A 19,066-nucleotide genomic window follows, 5' to 3' on the forward strand; every position below is an offset into this window, starting at 1 on the left:
GAGGTAGTTTTGAAACAAGCTCACATTAAAAGATGATAAATTGGAAATGGCAAAACATCATGTAAGAATTTCAAGCTTTTGAAAAGCGGACCGAAATTAATCTCTCTGGCAAACGGCATTCAATTCTTCCAAGAATTGACAAGATTTAAGAGATTGCATACTAGAGAGTTGGTCTTGAATTTTTATTAATAGTTGGGGTAGGTAACGTTATGACTGACGAAAGAAAGATTCCTGAAACGGGCAGAGCAGACAAACAAGAAACCGGTAAAGGCATGTCGAACCGCGACTGGTGGCCAAACCAGTTGAAGATCGAGATCCTGCGCCAGCATTCTTCCAAGTCCAACCCTATGGGTGAGGACTTCAACTACGCGAAAGAGTTCAAGAGCCTCGATCTGGCGGCTGTGAAGAAAGATCTCGCGGCGCTGATGACTGATTCGCAGGACTGGTGGCCAGCGGACTTTGGTCACTATGGCCCTTTATTTATTCGCATGGCGTGGCACAGCGCCGGAACCTACCGCGCCTTTGACGGCCGTGGCGGTGGCGGTAGAGGCCAGCAGCGCTTTGCTCCGCTCAACAGTTGGCCGGACAACGTCAACCTGGACAAGGCGCGTCGCCTGCTCTGGCCAATTAAGCAGAAGTATGGCCGGAAGATTTCATGGGCCGACCTCATGATTCTTGCTGGTAACGTCGCCCTGGAAACAATGGGTTTCAAAACGTTCGGTTTCGGAGGCGGCCGCGAGGATGTATGGGAGCCGGATCAGGATGTCTATTGGGGCCCTGAGGATACGTGGCTTGGTGGTGATAAACGCTACTCCGGTGCCCGGGACCTCGAAAATCCGCTCGCTGCCGTGCAGATGGGGCTGATCTACGTCAATCCGGAAGGCCCGAACGGCAACCCGGATCCGATAGCGGCGGCCAAGGATATCCGCGATATTTTCGCTCGCATGTCCATGAACGACGAAGAGACCGTTGCGCTCATCGCTGGCGGTCATGCCTTCGGTAAAACCCACGGTGCCGGTCCTGCGTCCCATGTCGGGCCTGAGCCAGAAGCGGCCAGTATTGAGGAGCAGGGCCTCGGTTGGAAGAGCAGCTTCGGCACCGGCAAAGGCGGTGACACGATCACCGGCGGCCTGGAGGTCACCTGGACCAACACGCCAACGAAGTGGAGTAACAACTTCTTCAGGATTCTGTTTGGCTACGAGTGGGAATTGACGAAGAGCCCGGCCGGTGCATATCAGTGGCAACCTAAAGGTGGCGCAGGTGCAGGCACGATTCCGGACGCCCACGACCCGTCCAAGCGTCACCCGCCAAGCATGATGACCACTGACCTTTCCTTGAGGTTCGACCCCGTCTACGAAAAGATTTCAAGGCACTTCTACGAGAACCCGGATCAATTAACGGATGCATTCGCCCGCGCATGGTTCAAGCTAACGCACCGCGACATGGGTCCGCACGCCCGCTATCTCGGTCCGGAGGTTCCTGCCGAAGAGCTCATCTGGCAAGACCCCATCCCCGCAGTCAATCACAAGTTGATCGATGAGAAGGACATTTCCTCCCTCAAGGACAGGATCCTCACTTCTGGGCTGTCGATCGCGCAACTGGTTTCGACTGCCTGGGCATCGGCGTCCACCTTCCGTGGCTCCGACAAGCGTGGCGGTGTGAACGGTGCACGAATTCGCCTCTCTCCACAGAAGAATTGGGAAGTCAACCAGCCAGTAGAGCTGGCGAAAGTGCTGAACACTCTCGAAGGTATTCAGAAAGAGTTTAACAGTGCGGCCTCCGACGGCAAGAAGGTCTCGCTTGCTGACCTGATAGTTCTGGCTGGTTGTGCAGGCGTTGAGCAGGCTGCGAGAAATGCTGGCCACGATGTGACGGTCCCCTTCTCGCCAGAGCGCATGGATGCCTTGCAGGAGCAGACCGATGTTGTCTCCTTCGCCTTAATGGAACCGATTGCGGATGGTTTCCGCAACTACCTCAAAAGCCAATACACTGTATCAGCCGAGGCATTGCTGGTTGACAAGGCGCAATTGCTGACGTTGACCGCACCAGAGATGACGGTTCTCGTTGGCGGTATGCGCGTGCTAAACACCAACTTCGGACAGACTCAGCACGGCGTTTTTACCCTGAAGCCGGAGGCGCTAACAAACGACTTCTTCGTGAACTTGCTTGACATGGGCACGGAGTGGAAGGCGGTATCGGAAGCAAGGGATATGTTTGAAGGGCGCGATCGCAAGACTGGAAAAGTCAAGTGGACCGGCACGCGTGTCGATCTCATCTTCGGTTCGAACTCCCAGCTCCGGGCTCTGGCCGAGGTTTACGGAAGCGCGGACGCGCAGGAGAAGTTTATCCAGGACTTCGTGGCAGCCTGGGCCAAGGTAATGAACCTTGATTGCTTCGACCTAGCCTGATCACGTATAAATGTCTTCAAGGGCTTGAAGATCTTCAAAACAAATTACTTTGCTCAGGCTGGAAAACGATATCGGTAACCTGACAGGGCAGGTCAGGAACATGTGATGGTAAACTTGTGGACGACCTGAGCCACGTCACCATTCCAGCTGTTCAAAAACGTGAAAACGAAAAATTACGGCAGGTTGATAATTACGGCAGGCTGATGAGACTTTGCAGATCAGTAGAGCCAGAAGGAATTAGAGGATATCTCAAGATAAAGAAGACTATCTAAAGAAGACTATCCTCGAATTTTCTATTTTTTATCGCGGAATCGCTCATTTATTGCTTTCACTCTGGCTTTTGGATTGCCTGATTGTATGCGAGATTACTATTTCCGCAAGTTAAGAATCTCTATAAATCAACGAACTCACTCATTCCAGGCCCCATTTCTTCCTGAACTCGAGCTTCTGCTGGCTATTCATCCAGTGGCTGCCGTCACAGTAGGGCTTGTTTTCTGACTTCCCGCAGCGGCAGAGGGTTACTCTGTTCCGGGATTCGTACATGCTGCCATCAGCAGATTCGATGGGGACACCGCCTCTAACCCAAAGGGGGCCTTCACAACCTTTTTGTTTGTCGTGAACCAGTACAATAGATGGTTCAAATTCTTTTTCAAAGGGTTTGCCTGTCTTCTTGTCCCACAGGACCAGCCGTCCCGACGGGCAGATCATGGCTTCCTCTATGGCGGTTTGTCTGGCTTCCGGGTCGTCTGATTTTTGTATGAGATTCCTTATTCCGCCAGACCGCTGGCAGAAACGGGAATGATCGCAGAGCTCGTAGGCATCGGTGAGTTTTAGATCAGGACCTTCAAAAGCTTCCGCTTTTTCCAGGTAAGGCTTTCTGCTGGCTGTTTCGCTACCGTTAAAACCGATCTTGCGGTGGGTCCCATCACAGAAGGGCTTGTTTTCGGATGAGCCACAGCGGCATAAAATATAGGCTTCCCGCTGAGGGTATTCCTTTATATCAATTAATTCTCTTGTGTGGCCGGCGTCATCGGTGACAATTACCTGTTCTAAAAGCGGCACTCCACCTGTAACCCGATATGGCCCGTCTTTGATTATCTTAATCCTCATTTCTTTCTCATTGGCTGCCATAATTATAATTCCCCATTACCTCTTATAATGCAGTACTGGATGTTTAGTTTGACTATTCGTCTCTTTGATTATTTCTATTGTTTTCCGATTCATACTGTCTCCAATAAGAGGGCCTGTAATAGGATTGATCAAATCCTCAACCAGGCAATAAGATGGTTACTGCTGCGGACATATTCGATAGCTATCAGCTCAACTGAGGGTTTCAAGACTAAGAGAGAGGGATCAGAGACAAACGATGATTACGGATTTCTAAATCTCATTTCTCCACTGGAGATAAAATAAAGTTTATCAAGTCCAAGGGTGCTGGGTGAAATAAAAAATCTTTTAACTTTTTAAAACATATATAGAAATGTGAACAATGAAAGTGCAATCATTGGCTCTGGCACAGGAGAAGTAGTAGTAGGAAAAGCAGTAGTAGTTTCGAGTCATGTTGTAACATTATATGGGATACCGGTTGTTTACATTGTCATTGTAGCATTATTTGTATTATTTGGTTTATATTTATACTGTAGGATGACAAGAAAAGAAAGACACTGTATGAGTAAATCGAGTTACTTAAAATTGTTTTTTGCTTTGTTTATCCCGCTATTCTTATATAATTTGTACAATATTTATAATAGTTCATGGTTTTTCAATCCCTATACCAAATCATGGTGTAATAATTTCTGGTTTACTAATCCTATTTTTTTTATTATAAGTGCAAGTGTTGCATCTATATGGGAATCTATCTTTCCGTATTTATTCATAACTCTGAGTATATTAGTAATAAACTGCTATCGTAAACCAGATTAGAGAGAGTCTTGAAATTAAACTTTTATTGCAAAAACATTTGTTTAGTCTGTCATACACGGATATAACGCTAATAATTTCAACGGTGAAAAATAGGAGAGTTTTAGGTGTAAAGACCCCGCAGTGCCTTATTTACTCTGAAGAAGTTATCAAATCTCTGTTTAATTAACTATCTTAAACTTCCCTCCACGTCCGCATGCTCACGAAGGGAGTAGATATCGGACGGTCACTGGCAAAAAAGAAGAAAAAGCAGTAGAGAAGGGAAAAATGCAAAAATCCTTTAAAAAACAGCATCAAAAGACACAATCCTCGAATTGGTTTATTCCCTACACGAGGGAGAGTTAAGGTAATTAAAAAAGCGTTATTCGCGGTGTAGCCAGAGTGTTCGTGCTGATTCAAAAGAGCACTCTGAGAAAAAATACATGTTGGAGTTTTGATAAAAAGTTTAAAAGAGGATGACTTCACCATTTTTTACATCTAAATATTACTGTTAAAACAAGCATTGCAGCAACAGGTACAATAATTGAAGGGAAATCTGAGAAATTAGTGGTAGATTTACTGATATTTGGAGCAAACTTCTGAATGCATAATATACTATAATCGGCAACATAAACATTACCCGAAGAATCTAAAGCAACACCAAATGGTTCATTAAATTGTCCGTTGCCGGTGCCATACGAACCCCATTGGGTAATATAGTTACCACTGCTATCAAACTTCTGAATACGATTATTGCTTGAATCGGCAACATATACATTGTCCGAAGAATCTACAGCAACACCAGATGGATTTTTAAATTGTCCGTTGCCGCTTCCCGAAGAACCCCATTGAGTAAGGTATCCACCGTTGCTGTCAAACTTCTGAATTCGATTATTATATTGATCGGCAACATAAACATTGCCCGAAGAATCTACAGCAACACCTATTGAACCATTAAATTGTCCGTTGCCGGTGCCTAAAGAGCCCCATTGTGTAAGGTATCCGCCGTTGCTGTTAAATTTCTGAATGAGAGAATTGTGAGGATTGTCAGCATAAACATTGCCCAGAGAATCTACAGCGATACCGGATGTACAAGAATAGTGTCCATATATATGTTCATAGCCGCTGCCATTACAAACCCATTGTGTAAGATATCCGCCAGTGCTGTTAAATTTCTCAATGCGATTGTTGCTTGGATCGACTACATAAACATTGCCCGAAGAATCTACAGCAACACCAGATGGTTCTTCAAATTGTCCGTTGCCGGTGCCATACGAACCCCATTTTGTAAGGAAAGTTCCGTTGCTATCGAACTTCTCAATTCGATCTTTATGCAAAAAGGCAACATAAACATAGCCAGAAGAATCTACAGCAATACTTCTTGGATAACTAAAAACGTTGCCGGTGCCATACGAACCCCATTTAGTAACAAAATTATAAGTCTCAGCATGCGCAACCGAAGCGCTCATCAATCCAAGAAATAATAAAACCAAACAAAACAATATTTTCCCAGAAACATTAACTCGTTGATATTTCATTTTTGAAATCCTTCCTTGTTTTTTTTCATCTACGACCTTTAAAAGTCCAAGCTATGATTAGATATTAAAACTTTCCTTGCTTAATGTGCAATTATATTAAATATTCAAACGGTTGAATATATATAAAAATAATCTAATAGAAAAACAATTGTATAGAGACAGTAAGCTATTTCAATCCACATTTCGACCCCCTGCCAATAGGGGCAAATAATTCCTGTATATTGGCCATTTAATTAATAGGACCTCAACAAAATGGCATATTTGTACCATGAATTTGTACAAAAATGCCAGAATTCGAAATGTGAGTTGAAGGCTATACATATTGAATCTTAATTCTAATTAGAGACTGAATCTTTTTTACGAATTCAGATTTTCAATCAAGAAACCTAGATTCGGCAGGTCGACATAAGGAATTTGAACATTTTTATTGATATCGTTTTTTGAACATTTGATAAATATACATTAGATTTAAAGTTGGTTAACGTGTGGTTCAACTCCCACGACACATATAAATACTGAATCATTTTTCCATTAAAGTTTAGTATGAGAGATTATGTTTGGATCATATGTAAACCGCACAACTGCACATAATAAGGGACCCTCATTTCAAAACCGCAATCAGTAAAAATGATCAGAAATGAAATGTCGACCTGCCTAATCTAGGAAGAAATGCAAAAATCACTATATTTTGGAACAGAGTCGATTAAAAACCCATCAAATTTGAAGAGGATACAATTAATCTGAAACTTCCCTCCACGCCCGCATGCTCATGAAGGGAGCAGGTATCGGGCGGTCACTGGCAAGAAATAAGTAAAAATAGAATAGACGGTTGCCATAAAAAGAATGTTATAACTGACACACTGTTAGCATCATCTATGAGAGCCAGTCTTGACCAGAATAACCGAAAATATTACGACAGGCGGCCTGATAGTCACATGATAGCTACATGATAGCCACATGTAGCCACTGCTGTAGTAATAAATTTGCTGCAGACCGGGCGTATAGCTGTTCAATCATACAGTATTCCATAAAATTATTATGTTAAATCGAGGTCAGGAAATATTAAGAGCCTGTCTTAAAATTAAATTTAATTTTACAGGGACAGGACTTTCGCATTTAACTGAATGATAAATTCCAATGGAAATCTGTTATAGATTATATAAGCAAAACGAGGAGCAAAACGTTATGGAATGGCCTATAACTTCCGGTAACTACGTAATAGGAGACACAAATTCGAGTGTAGCTGTGGTAACTCTTGCCTCTGACTACAAGGAATGGGGACTTAAGAACTATGCAATCTGCGGGACATGTTTTACTGCAAACTTTGGGATTGAAAAGATAATAACCAATGTTCTTGCAAACCCAAACATAAACTACCTGGTCGTCTGCGGAGCAGAAAGCGCCCACTGGGCAGGTCAGTCCTTGGTCTCACTTTCCGAAAACGGAGTTTCCACAATGGCAGGTTCAAGAAAAATAATCGGCTCAAAATCCCCTCTGTCCTACTTAAATGAAATTCCCATGACTGCAATTTCCCGTTTTATCAAGGAACTAAAAATCATAGACCTGATCGGAAATAAAGACCCTGCCACCATCCAGAAGGCAATCGATTCCTGCACCGGCCAGAAAAGAAGCGAAGCTCTCATCGTCTCAATGCCCGAAATAGATGGAAATAGCTGGAAAAAATACGAGCATATAGTAAAAAATAATATGATGTCAAAAATAAAGAAAGGGCAAACAGAGGGTTGCTTTTAATTCTTCAATCTCTTTTTTAAATTTATCTTAAAACTTCTCTCAACGCCCGCATGCTGCAAAGCAGCAGATATCGGGCGGTCGCTGACAAAAAAAGAAATAAGTAGAGAAGCAAAAATCAGAGAAATGTTTTCATTTGCCAGCAAGGAACATTTTGATACACAAATTAACCAATTATGAATTTCCAAATGATGAGATAAAGTTAATTGATATTGATTTTTGTTATTTTTCTATCAAGTTATTGTTTTTCTCTACATCAATCTGATATTGTTTTTCTATCAATTTAATATGATCTTCGTTGTTTTTGTGGATACCCTCATAATATTCTCATAAAAACCAATGTGTTCTTGAATTGAAAATCATCTTATCCATAGGGAATGACGGAAAACCATTAATATTGTTCTGCAACACTATTTTTGCTTTTTTGGGTACTTTGTAGTCTATGGGGTAAGAGTTCTTTCCAGCTACGGTTGAGTTTAGGAAGTGTCCATCTAAGTTACTCATTATCTCAATCTGCCTTCTCTATACAATACCGGTATTAAAAATCTTTAAAAGGATTTTCAAATGGAAAATGACCATAACCCCTACTAAGATTTTGCTCAAAATGATCTTTTGCATTAACGAGTTGAGCAATTAGTCCATTATAATCAGTTTCAAATAATTCTTCAGCAATCTTGTTTCCAAATTCCTCATCATATTTTATTTGTTTAAATGTATCTGAACATCCATACCTTAGATAAACGATAGATTGAGGATACCAAAAATCAAAATATTTTCCTAAAGGGTTAGCCAAAGAATATACATAGTACAATAAATCAACGTCAAGTACTTTGGGTATTATATTAAATTCAAACGGAGTTTCGAAGGTGTCTATTAATTTAAGAAAATATCCCATTCTTGGAACTACAAGCCCTCTTTTTTGATTTATATTTGCTTCTCTTTCGTTTTTCTCTTCAATAAATTTAGCTTGGATATTCCAATCTAAAAGATTTTCAGTTCCATCTCTTTTGAGGTTTAATTTCTTAATTTTCAGCAAAGTGTTTAGACACTTGAATGATTTTCTTGCCAGTAAAAGTGCTCCAACTATTTCCAGCAAAGAAAAATGCAAATAATTTATCATTCCCTCTTTTTTATATCTGTTTTGCGTAACATTCAATGAATGTACTTCTTCAAAAATCGGAATAATATATTTCCAGTATGTATCTTTGTACATAACAATCTGATCAATTAAAAATAAGAAATTCATAAAATAATTTAAGATTTTTACATATCCCTCCCACAAATAATTAAAGTCATTTTCATCCACTTCTTCTAGAGTTGTTTTGATAAACTTGATGAGTTTATTCTTTTCTTCGTCAATAGTTTGTTTGATTCTGACATCTGAATCACTGGCAATCACATTTTTAAATCTTATTTGAGAAACTCTCCCAGAAGTTAGTTCTTTTTCATTTCTTACTAGTTCTACTCTGTCTAACACTTCTTATAAAAAGTCTGATGCACTTGTTATTTCAATAAAACGACCTTCTTGCTTCTCGTTAACTAACTCTTTTATTCCATCACTACATGTGTTATGAATACACCAGTACAGAGTATAACCTTTGAATTTTCTTTTATTGAAAGTGTCTATTACTGCTTTATCCTCTTTATTTCCTGCATACCCTACTACTATTACACCGTGTCTCTCAATAATATCTGAAAAATCTCTTTGGAGATCTTCGTCTAACTGCGACAAGTCTTTTTCAGTATTTCTGATTCTGCCTTGATCTATAGTTCCATGTATTTTATACACGCGACAATATTCTACATTATTCCAAGGTTTACTTGTTAAAACTTCATCCCCATTAGAGATTATAGTGTATTGCCCCTTTAAGCCCACTTCATCCAAAGCTTGTTCTAAGAGAGTATCAAAATTTGTAGTGATTATGAATCTGACAAGTCCTTCTTTTACCCATCTGGCAATCAATTTATGAGATTCACCGAAGGTTTTTCCATTAAACTGTTCTTTCAAAAAAGCTCTTTGTTCTTCAGGTGATGGAAATAAAGATCCAATTATTTCTGAATAAGTTTTATTCTTGTAATTATCCTCATAGTACTTTTCCATTTCCTTATTTGAGTATTCATTAATACCAACTGAGTGTTCTCCATTTTCAAATTCATTTTGAGCTCGTATTTTTCTTAAAGTCTCAATCAGTATATCCCAGCCAGTAGGTATTCCGGCATCTTTAGAGATTCCAGCTCCGCAAAAGAGAACATATCTCTTTTTTTCATCGGCTATATTGTAAGAAAGAGGAATAATATTGTTAATATTCAATAAGTACACCCGTTGAAAGTTCGCTACTATATAACAGTCGTTAAGTTTTAAAGCTAAGTATATTTATTTTTTCGTAACTATTCAGGGTATAGCTAGCGGCGCTCCTTTGAGCGCCGCGAGAATACCCTCTAAAACAGGTAAACCATTCTTTCTTATTGTGGAAATATATGCTCTAATTCTGCAGAAAGCTTCCGCTCCCCGTGTAGTTCTGAAAGTTCCTGATATTTTCTGCTGTAGTTTCATCATCCTGACATCTCTTTCTGCTTGATTATTCTCAAACGGAACTTTCAAGTCTTTCAGGAATCTCAGAATCTTTTCTTTATGTTCTATAAACCTATCAAGCAGATTCCTTGCTTTGGTTTTTGGATACATACCACGTTTTCCTTGTCTTTCAGGATTTAGAGAAGGTGGATTTTCTTCAATTCCTTTCGCGACTACAGTATCGAACCTTTTTTCTAATGCCTTAACTTGTTCAAAATCCAGATATTTGCCCTGCTCTTTGCACTCATCAGTATACTTTTTCATTTCAGATAACAGCTCATTCATATCTTTAGCCCATTGCTGTTTATAACTCTCCTCAATTCCAATAAGTTCTCTTTGGAGATGGGCATTGCAAAGAGCATGATCACAATTATAACCGTTGTAAGGTTTCCATCCATCATGAACTGCTACCCATTTAAACTCTGGAAGAATTCCCATAGCATCAATAGCTTCTGATCCTCTTTTCGGATGAGCAAAATAACAAGTGTATTTGTCAGTAGAAGCTACATGAAGCCAATGTCTTTTTCCGTGAACTTTCATTCCAGTTTCATCACAATGGATAACAGGAGAAGAGAGTAACTTTTCTCGAATTACGTTTTCAAATTCTTCAAGGTTCTGGAAACATTCTCTTTCTGCTTCAATAATGGTAGCAGAACTGATTTTTATCCCCATTACATCATGAAACAATTCAGAAATCCTTTTATAAGGAATGAAATGGTGATTTTTAAAGTAAATTGCTGAAGCTACGATATTAGGACCATATTGAACTGGGGAATTTACTGATTCTGGAAATTCAGCTTTATTTAACCTTCCACAGCAAGGACAGATCTTAATCTGACTTTGATGTTCTGTAACAATAAGATTTACAGGCGGAATATCAAAAACCTGTCTTACCTCATAAGCTTCAACTTCAACATCCTCAAGATTCTGGCCGCATTCTTCGCAACAGTTCAAAGAATGCTCTATTACCTAATCAGGATTATCTACCATTTCGAGAGTTGTTCCTGGATGACCTTCTTGACCTCCAGGTTTCTTGCCACTCTGTTTACGGAGACTTTTTGGATTAGGTTTTCCTTTGGAAATATAGTCACTAGAAGGAGGTTTACTGCTGTTTCGGCTGTTTTGATTTAAGCGAAATTCTAAAACTTGCAATCTTTCAGTGAGGTCTTTAATTTGAGATTCAAGACTTATAATATAAGCAATAACTTCAGGGTTTGAAGCACACAAAGCAAGAATCTCTTCACGTTTCATCAAGGAAGAAAATGGTTCATTTTATATCCAATTTTTCCTCGGAACGAGGAAAAATTGTGTAGCCTTAACAAGGCTACCTGAATAGTTACATTTTTTCTTATAATATATTCTATAAAGTCTACATTAAATAGATAGTACTTTTTTCGGAATCGAGTATCTACTCCGACTATGCATATTAAAATCTTAAAGTCATTGTGGATCGCGATATTTTTCAGAAGGTTCTAGTGTCGAGTCAACAGCAAAATGTCGTATAAAATCGATTGCAATTATTCGGAATTATTAAATCCTTGATGATTCACTCGGCACTAGTATCATGAAAATTTAATTGTGAAACATTAAAAGGTATAGGTACTCATAGCAAACCTATATTAGCAAGTTCCTTGAGTGAAGAAGTTCTGCGTTTATTTAGGTGATTCATAACTTAATTTTCACGACACTAGTCCAGACTGGCTCTCATAGATCCCACTATCAATGTGCAATCTATAACATGCTTTTTATGGCAACTGCCGATCCTACTTTTCTGCCAGCGACCGCCCGATATCTGCTGCTTTGCAGCATGCGGTCGTGGAGGAAGTTTTTAGATATTATTAAAAAGGATTACAAATATTTATTAAGAATTGGGAACTCTTTATTAGAGTAATACTTTTATAAATTTAAATGTGACCTACGATAATTATAAATTCTAAAAAAATCATAAAAAATAAAATTATTACTATACAATGAAAATAAATCATCATTTTATGATAAATTTAGCCATCTTTGAATACAGAAATTTTGTAATTTTTTCTGACATTTCGGGTTTTAAGAAAGACATCTCCTGCAAAATAATGAGAAATCAGAGGTTTTTAAAATGAGTAAATCCCTCGAAGTTTTGAAATATTTGCTATTGGCAATTGCAGGTCTGGCTGTGCTTTTCTTTGTGGGCTTCCTTGGATTTCTTACGTTAATGACTATTAATGACCAGGCTTCTTATTCTGGAGATACTGTTGATGTCGGACCAATTGATTACAATTCCATTGTCACAAAAGCAGAAAAAGCCGGATATGATCTCAGTGGACCTTATACCAGGCTGGATGAAGCAAATTTAATAGACCCGGGAAATGTTGAATCTCTTGAAGACAGGTTTAAAACAGACTACAGGGTATCAAGAATCGCTCTCTACTACAACTTAAATACATACCTCGAATTTACAAAAGATGAGAAAAATCAAACGCTTGTAACACTCTACAATTATTCTCATCATGATGACGCCGGTGATATTACACCACAGATGCCTTCCATGTTTCCGGACGACCCCTGGATGCTTAAGATGCTTGGAGTGAGTTTAGAGCTTAACGAAACTGAGTCTGGAGAATTTCTTAAAAAGCTAAAGAATGAGGCATCAACCCAGAAAGGGGTTCAGAAAGGAGTTGTGAGTCTGACTACAAAAGAAAATGTGGATTTTCCGGCAGTCTATGCTTATCTTAACCAGAGCAAAACAACAACTTTCATAGGGTCTGAAGACAAATTTTACAGAAACGATACAAAACTTGGGTGCGTAGAATTTGTTATCCCTGAAACTACCATCACTCGGAAACATCATTTCAATAAATACGAGATCTATGTGAGCAGTTCGGGACTTATACGTGTAGATATCGATATGCCCACAGGCAGCGCCGGAAAAGAAATCCCTGAAGAGGAGTACAGAACAGTGTTCAGGGAAATGTTCGAAAACGTCGGCCTACCTGTCGAGAAACTGGATGAAATCGAATTCAATTACACTCCAAGTATCTGGTGAGACTTTTCCCCTTTATTTATCCCCATTTATTGAGGTTACAGGCACGAAAGCTGCAAAGAGGAATTTTCTATCTCAGAAAAGATCTTGACAATTTTTGTGAAGAAGGGAAATAAATTTCAGTCAACAGGAAACAGTGATGAGCCTTCTACGTCATTCGGGTCTCCATGATATTCCCGATAAACTACATACTTGCCGTTTGTCTTTTTTATGCACCTGGCTCCAAGCCCATTCATCTTCCACATAGCTTTGCGCTTTTCTGCATCTGATTTACAAATGCCTGAATAGCTGAATTCGTCGAGCATGAAGGTTTTGCCACTAAATTTTCTGAAGGTCTTTTGCATTGTAATCAGTCCTGGAAATCCACCCCAAACCCGCAGACTACATAGAGCCGTTCAATAGATACAATGATACAATTATACATCGTCATAACTGGCTTCCAAAGCAAGAAGATACTGCATTGCAGCTTCTTCCTTACGGCCCAATTCTTCGAGGAGAACTCCATAATTCCAGTGTGTATCTGTATCTTCGGGATCAGCTTCTAGAGCAAGTTTATACTGTACCTCCGCTTCCTCCATGCGGTTCATATCGTGCAGGAGAAGCCCGTAATTACAATGTGCCTCTGTACTTTTAGGATCGTTTTCAAGAGATAGCTTATACTGTACCTCCGCTTCCTCCATGCGATTCATATTGTGCAGGAGAAGCCCGTAATTATAATGTGCATCTGCGCTATTAGGATCTTTTTCAAGAGATAGCTGATACTGCTTTTCAGCTTCATCAAATCGTCCCATTTCGTTTAAGATATTTCCGTAGTTATAGTAAGCCGCCGCATAATTTGGGTTTGCTTCAACTGCAAGCTTATACTGTTTTTCAGCTTTGGCCTGATTTCCCATCATCTCAAGCAAAACACCGTAATTATTGTGTGCAGCTGCAAAATTGGGATCGATTTTCAAAGCAAGCTTATACTGTTTTTCAGCTTCTTTCTCGCGCCCCATCCGCTGCAGGAAATTCCCATAGTCACAATATATGGTTGCAATTTTTATATCGGTTTTCAAAGCAAGTTTATACTGTACCTCCGCTTCCTCCATACGATTCATTTTGCTCAGAAGACGTCCGTAATTATAATGTATTAATGGCTCATCTTTATCGATTTCCAGTCCGAGTTTGTACTGTATTTCAGCTTCCTTCACGCGACCTAATTTGCTCAGAAGAAGTCCATAGTTTGCATGTGTAGCTACATCTTTTGGATCGATTTTCAGAGCAAGTTTATAATGCTTTTCAGCGTCTCCCATACGTCCCAAACTTTCGAGAAGAAGTCCGTAATTTATGTGTATGGATACGTTTTTAGGATCGATTTTCAGAACAAGTTTATAATGTTTTTCAGCTTCTTCCATGCGACTCATTTCGTACAGGAGAAGTCCGTAGTTTGAATGTACTGATACATCTTTTGGATCTATTTTCAGTCCAAGTTTATACTGTACCTCCGCTTCCTTCATGCGACCCATTTCATATAGGAAAACCCCGTAATTAAAGTGAGAATCAATATCATTGGGATCAGCTTCCAGAGCAAGCTTATACTGCTTTTCTGTCTCTTCGTTTCGATCTCTTTCTTTCATAAGCAGAGTCCGTCCATCAAAATATAATTCTTATACATCCTGTATGCAATGAATATCTTCCTGTTTGAATGGTTAAAATTAGTGATCATCTCTTGATTTTTAGAATTTGTCAGTTTATGGCAGCCCGATGCTTTTGGTTGCTATTTGACAAAATAATAGGAGAGAAGGTGCTGTATACTGCATAGTCTCAGACCGATGGACACTTATAAGCTCAACCGCAGGCTGGAAAGAATACTTGTCCTTCCAATAGACTACACAGTGACTGCGATTTGGTAGTTTAAATACCCGACAATCATCAGGCAAGCTACGAATATTTAAATAAAAAATCCATAATAATTATCGTAGAAGTAATTACCCGGAGCTCTTATTTAATGATTCAAGGTTAAATTGTAAGCGTCGCACAATGGGGGATGGTGCTAAGCGCTGAGACAATAACCAGAACCAGTTCAATGATTGCGGGAGCATTGAAAAGATTAAGAGATTCTAAAAATCCAGCTAAAAAGATAGCTGATACTAAAAAGATAGCTGATACTAAAAAGATGGTTACTGATTTTGCAAACTTAAAGGAGATGATTATCATGGCAGGAGACACAGATTTATTTTCACATTATCAGATGGGCGATCTCACGCTGCCAAACCGCATAGTGATGGCACCAATGACCCGAAACCGTGCAGGGGATGCCGACGTCCCGGTCTCACTGACGGCCACTTATTATGTACAGCGAGCCTCAGCCGGAATGATTATCACCGAGGGCTCACAGGTTAGCCCGCAGGGAGTAGGTTACGTGCATACGCCGGGCATATACTCTGCAGCACAGGTCGCCGGCTGGAAGAAGGTGACAGACGCTGTCCACCAGGCTGGCGGCAGGATTTTCATCCAGCTCTGGCACGTAGGACGGATTTCCCACCCCGACTTGCTGGGAGGCGCTATGCCGGTTGCACCATCCGTACTACCCGTCGAAGGCTTTACCCACACACCCGATGGAAAAAAGTCAATTCCCGTGCCCAGAGCCCTGAATACCGAAGAGGTGCCGGATATTGTCAAGCAGTTCCGGCAGGCGGCAGAGAACGCCAGAAACGCCGGGTTCGATGGCGTTGAAATCCATGGAGCCAATGGCTACCTGCTGGACCAATTCCTGCGGAGCGGGTCCAACAAGCGAAGCGATAAGTACGGCGGCAGTCTTGAAAACCGAGTCCGTCTACCGCTTGAAGTCACAAAAGCCGTCATTGAAGTGTGGGGAGGCAACCGTGTTGGCTACCGAATCTCCCCGCACAATACCGAGCATTCTATGTCAGATGCCAATCCCCAGGAGACCTTTTCCTATTTCACCAGAGAGCTGAACAAAACGGGCCTGGGATACCTTCATTTAATCGAGCCCATAGGAGGCCGAATGGGGTTCGTGCCACTCGAAGCACGGATTGGGCCTATCCTGCGCAGCATTTTCAAAAGGACGTTAATACTGAACGGCGGCTATGGTCTCCACAGCGGGAATGAGATCATTGCCAGCGGCGAGGCCGACCTTATCGCCTTTGGAGTGCCATTCCTGGCCAATCCTGACCTGCCAGAGCGTTTCAGGCAGAATGCACCGCTGAACGAGCCGGATGTGGCCACCTTCTATATGGGCGGCGCGAAAGGCTACACGGACTATCCGGCCCTGGTCCATAGATAATAATGGCTCAAAGAATTGGTCCATAGATGATATGGCTCAAAGAATAGTACTGTCAAATCTTCTGGGGATGAGTAAATTTATAGGTTCTACTAGGCATCGATTCCACACCAGTGCTTCGATTCCAAAATCGATTTCTTATTTCCTGGAAAAATCCGTGATCGTCGGATCTATTCAAAAAGCAAGTTTCATGACCTATTTCGGAATCGCAATATTAGTGTGTAAATGGGGAGTAGTGTGTAAATGGGGGGGATTGCTTGACTAATGGAGATGAAAAGACAATCAAACTGAAAGTTGCAGAAGCTAACCATCGTGACGTCGGAAAAGGTATAGTTCGTATCGATGAAGCCTTCAGGGAAAAGCTTGGTTTAAACCCCTTTGACGTAGTGGAGATCAGAGGGGGAAAGGTGACCTCAGCTCTTATAGGGAGACCTTATCCTGACGATGAGGGTCTTGACATTATCCGTATGGACGGGCTCATCCGCACGAATGCGAAGACCAGCATAGGAGAATACGTGGAAATCTGCAAAGCAGAATGGAAAGAAGCAAAACATGTGACCCTCTCTCCCGTAAAAAGGGGAATAAAGATTTATGCTCCCAGTGAGACTCTTAGTGCTGTTTTCATGAACCGTACGGTTTCAAAAGGGGATTTTATCTCCACCACCAGTTTAAGTAGCTCCCGAGATATGGATACTTATGGCAAAGGACTCATGCTGGATGAATTTTTCCAGGACTTTTTCAGGCAGGGCTTCGGCTCCTCTTTCGGGCTCGGGGAAATCAAGCTTCAGGTTGTTTCTACCTCTCCGTCGGGGATAGTAAAGATCACTGACATGACCGAAATTGAACTCCTGCCAGAAGCCAGGGAAATTACTCCTGAGCAGGCCATTCCAACTGTTATGTATGAAGATCTGGGTGGACTCCAGGATGCAATTTTAAAGGTCAGGGAAATGGTAGAAATCCCTCTGAAATACCCTGAACTTTTTGATCGGTTAGGGATTGAAGCCCCAAAAGGAGTGTTGCTCCATGGCCCTCCCGGTACTGGCAAGACTATGCTTGCAAGGGCTGTTGCAAGTGAGTCTGATGCTTATTTTATCTCTATCAACGGCCCGGAAATAATGTCCAAATATTACGGAGAGTCCGAAAAAGCTATCCGCGATATATTCGATGAGGCTGAAAAGAATGCACCAGCAATCATCTTTCTGGACGAGATCGATTCCATTGCCCCGAAAAGAGCTGAGGTAACAGGAGAAGTTGAGAGGAGAGTGGTCGCACAGCTCCTTTCCCTGATGGATGGGCTGAAAAGCCGCAAGAATGTAATCGTGATAGGTGCAACGAACCGCCCTGAAGCTCTGGATCTGGCACTGCGCCGTCCGGGCAGGTTTGACAGGGAAATTGAGCTCAGGGTCCCGAGTACCGAAGGCAGGCTCGAAATTTTCCATATTCATACGAGAGGAATGCCCCTTACAGAGGACGTAAACCTCATGGATCTTGCTCAAATTACCTATGGGTTTGTGGGGTCTGATATTGCAGCACTCTGCCGGGAAGCTGCCATGAGAGCTCTTAGGCGTGTCTTCCCGAGGATTGATCTAAAAGAACCTCATATCCCAAAAGAAATCCTGGATTCATTACAGGTCACAAGAGCAGACTTCGAAGAGGCCATGAAAGACGTGCAGCCCTCAGCCATCCGGGAAATACTTATTGAGATTCCCAATATCAGTTGGAATGATGTTGGCGGCCTGGAAGACGTAAAATGTCTCCTGAAAGAAGCTGTAGAATGGCCACTTAAAAACCCTGAGTCTTATCGGCATATAGGTGTGGAAGCTCCAAAAGGCGTACTCCTATATGGTCCTCCGGGCACTGGAAAGACCCTTCTGGCAAAAGCCATTGCCCATGAGTCAGATGCCAATTTTATCACTGCCAAAGGAAGCGACCTCCTTTCCAAGTGGTATGGAGAATCCGAAAAGAGGATTGCTGAGGTCTTCACCAGGGCGAGACAGGTTGCCCCTTCAATTGTTTTTCTGGACGAACTTGATTCACTTGCTCCCATCCGTGGGATCTCAGCAGGTGAGCCTCAGGTTACAGCCAGAATCCTTAATCAGCTTCTTTCTGAAATGGATGGTCTTGAAGAACTCATGGGAGTTGTAGTGATCGGTGCAACTAACCGCCCTGATATCATAGACCCAGCTTTGATTCGTCCAGGGCGTTTTGATGAGCTTATTCTCGTCCCGGTCCCTGATAAAGGAGCTAGAAGGGAAATTCTCAAGGTTCACACAAAGAAGATGGCCCTTGCAGAAGATGTGGATATCGAGGAACTCGTTGCACGTACCGATAATTACACAGGCGCAGATCTTGCAGCAATATGTAAAAAGGCAGGAAGATACGCCCTGCGTGAAGAACTTCATGCAGACAATGTTAAACAGAAACATTTCCTTAAAGCAGTTTCAGAGACACGACCTTCAGTTACCCCTGATACTATGAAATACTATGAAGCAATAAAAGGAGAAATCATAACCAGGAAATCAAAGGAAATAGAAAATCCCTTATATATATGATTAAGAGTGCAATTTGCATTCAACTATTTTTCCTGTTTGC

At 41.4% G+C, this 19,066-nt stretch carries 13 protein-coding genes and 1 pseudogene; 7 read left to right on the forward strand and 7 right to left on the reverse strand.

What is annotated here, in order from left to right:
* The first annotated feature begins 209 nt into the window (after positions 1-209).
* Together katG and MSVAZ_RS20610 are read left to right on the forward strand one after the other, a co-directional pair.
* Positions 210-2,408, forward strand: coding sequence for a catalase/peroxidase HPI (katG, locus tag MSVAZ_RS15930; protein ID WP_048122558.1), 2,199 nt, complete (start codon positions 210-212; stop codon positions 2,406-2,408).
* Positions 2,409-2,524: 116 nt separating this feature from the next.
* Positions 2,525-2,680: a hypothetical protein gene (locus MSVAZ_RS20610; RefSeq protein WP_157206115.1), complete on the forward strand. Its 156-nt coding sequence runs from the start codon at positions 2,525-2,527 to the stop codon at positions 2,678-2,680.
* Positions 2,681-2,819: 139 nt separating this feature from the next.
* Here the strand turns inward: MSVAZ_RS20610 and MSVAZ_RS15935 are convergent, their stop codons facing one another.
* The gene (locus tag MSVAZ_RS15935; protein ID WP_232316134.1) at positions 2,820-3,539 is read right to left on the reverse strand and encodes a CDGSH iron-sulfur domain-containing protein; all 720 of its coding nucleotides are present in this window, start codon (positions 3,537-3,539) and stop codon (positions 2,820-2,822) included.
* Positions 3,540-4,789: 1,250 nt separating this feature from the next.
* A complete protein-coding gene (locus tag MSVAZ_RS15940) occupies positions 4,790-5,845 on the reverse strand; it encodes a 6-bladed beta-propeller (RefSeq protein ID WP_048122562.1) in 1,056 nt (351 codons plus the stop codon).
* A gap of 1,137 nt (positions 5,846-6,982) precedes the next feature.
* Between MSVAZ_RS15940 and MSVAZ_RS15945 the strand changes: the two genes are divergently transcribed.
* Positions 6,983-7,597, forward strand: a complete 615-nt coding sequence (locus tag MSVAZ_RS15945) for a tetrahydromethanopterin S-methyltransferase subunit A (RefSeq protein ID WP_084626172.1) — start codon at positions 6,983-6,985, stop codon at positions 7,595-7,597.
* A gap of 535 nt (positions 7,598-8,132) precedes the next feature.
* On the opposite strand, the gene MSVAZ_RS15950 is transcribed toward MSVAZ_RS15945, so the two are convergent.
* The 3 genes and pseudogenes from MSVAZ_RS15950 to tnpC form a co-directional block, all read right to left on the reverse strand.
* On the reverse strand, positions 8,133-9,071 hold the full coding sequence (locus MSVAZ_RS15950) for a hypothetical protein (RefSeq protein WP_048122567.1): 939 nt from the start codon (positions 9,069-9,071) through the stop codon (positions 8,133-8,135).
* A gap of 3 nt (positions 9,072-9,074) precedes the next feature.
* The gene (locus MSVAZ_RS15955) at positions 9,075-9,905 is read right to left on the reverse strand and encodes an SIR2 family protein (RefSeq protein WP_048122569.1); all 831 of its coding nucleotides are present in this window, start codon (positions 9,903-9,905) and stop codon (positions 9,075-9,077) included.
* A gap of 81 nt (positions 9,906-9,986) precedes the next feature.
* Positions 9,987-11,420: pseudogene (tnpC, locus tag MSVAZ_RS15960) on the reverse strand (IS66 family transposase).
* Between the two features lie 847 nt (positions 11,421-12,267).
* Here tnpC and MSVAZ_RS15970 point away from each other — a divergent pair.
* Positions 12,268-13,194, forward strand: coding sequence for a hypothetical protein (locus MSVAZ_RS15970; protein ID WP_048122571.1), 927 nt, complete (start codon positions 12,268-12,270; stop codon positions 13,192-13,194).
* Between the two features lie 116 nt (positions 13,195-13,310).
* Here MSVAZ_RS15970 and MSVAZ_RS15975 read toward each other — a convergent pair whose 3' ends face one another.
* Positions 13,311-13,496: a hypothetical protein gene (locus tag MSVAZ_RS15975; protein WP_232316135.1), complete on the reverse strand. Its 186-nt coding sequence runs from the start codon at positions 13,494-13,496 to the stop codon at positions 13,311-13,313.
* Between the two features lie 111 nt (positions 13,497-13,607).
* Complete coding sequence (locus MSVAZ_RS15980; RefSeq protein ID WP_052728010.1) at positions 13,608-14,807, reverse strand: tetratricopeptide repeat protein; 1,200 nt, start codon at positions 14,805-14,807, stop codon at positions 13,608-13,610.
* Positions 14,808-15,271: 464 nt separating this feature from the next.
* Between MSVAZ_RS15980 and MSVAZ_RS15985 the strand changes: the two genes are divergently transcribed.
* From MSVAZ_RS15985 to MSVAZ_RS15990, 3 genes are read left to right on the forward strand one after another with little or no spacing between them, the layout of a single operon-like run.
* Positions 15,272-16,477, forward strand: coding sequence for an alkene reductase (locus tag MSVAZ_RS15985; RefSeq protein ID WP_232316136.1), 1,206 nt, complete (start codon positions 15,272-15,274; stop codon positions 16,475-16,477).
* A 31-nt stretch (positions 16,478-16,508) separates the two neighbouring features.
* Positions 16,509-16,739 (forward strand): hypothetical protein, encoded by a 231-nt coding sequence (locus MSVAZ_RS20615; RefSeq protein WP_157206116.1) that lies wholly within the window; start codon positions 16,509-16,511, stop codon positions 16,737-16,739.
* Positions 16,732-19,026, forward strand: a complete 2,295-nt coding sequence (locus tag MSVAZ_RS15990; protein ID WP_048122575.1) for a CDC48 family AAA ATPase — start codon at positions 16,732-16,734, stop codon at positions 19,024-19,026. The genes MSVAZ_RS20615 and MSVAZ_RS15990 overlap by 8 nt, the downstream gene beginning before the upstream one ends.
* Positions 19,027-19,066 lie beyond the last annotated feature (40 nt).

The sequence above is a fragment of the Methanosarcina vacuolata Z-761 genome, assembly GCF_000969905.1.
Taxonomy (GTDB): Archaea; Halobacteriota; Methanosarcinia; order Methanosarcinales; family Methanosarcinaceae; genus Methanosarcina; species Methanosarcina vacuolata.

Coding starts and splice junctions, on each gene's coding strand:
- MSVAZ_RS15980 (WP_052728010.1), bottom strand. CDS start 14,807: ATGAAAGAAAGAGATCGAAACGAAGAGACAGAAAAGCAGTATAAGCTT.
- MSVAZ_RS15940 (WP_048122562.1), bottom strand. CDS start 5,845: ATGAAATATCAACGAGTTAATGTTTCTGGGAAAATATTGTTTTGTTTG.
- MSVAZ_RS15970 (WP_048122571.1), top strand. CDS start 12,268: ATGAGTAAATCCCTCGAAGTTTTGAAATATTTGCTATTGGCAATTGCA.
- MSVAZ_RS15935 (WP_232316134.1), bottom strand. CDS start 3,539: ATGGCAGCCAATGAGAAAGAAATGAGGATTAAGATAATCAAAGACGGG.
- MSVAZ_RS15945 (WP_084626172.1), top strand. CDS start 6,983: ATGGAAATCTGTTATAGATTATATAAGCAAAACGAGGAGCAAAACGTT.
- MSVAZ_RS15975 (WP_232316135.1), bottom strand. CDS start 13,496: ATGCTCGACGAATTCAGCTATTCAGGCATTTGTAAATCAGATGCAGAA.
- MSVAZ_RS20615 (WP_157206116.1), top strand. CDS start 16,509: ATGGCTCAAAGAATAGTACTGTCAAATCTTCTGGGGATGAGTAAATTT.
- katG (WP_048122558.1), top strand. CDS start 210: ATGACTGACGAAAGAAAGATTCCTGAAACGGGCAGAGCAGACAAACAA.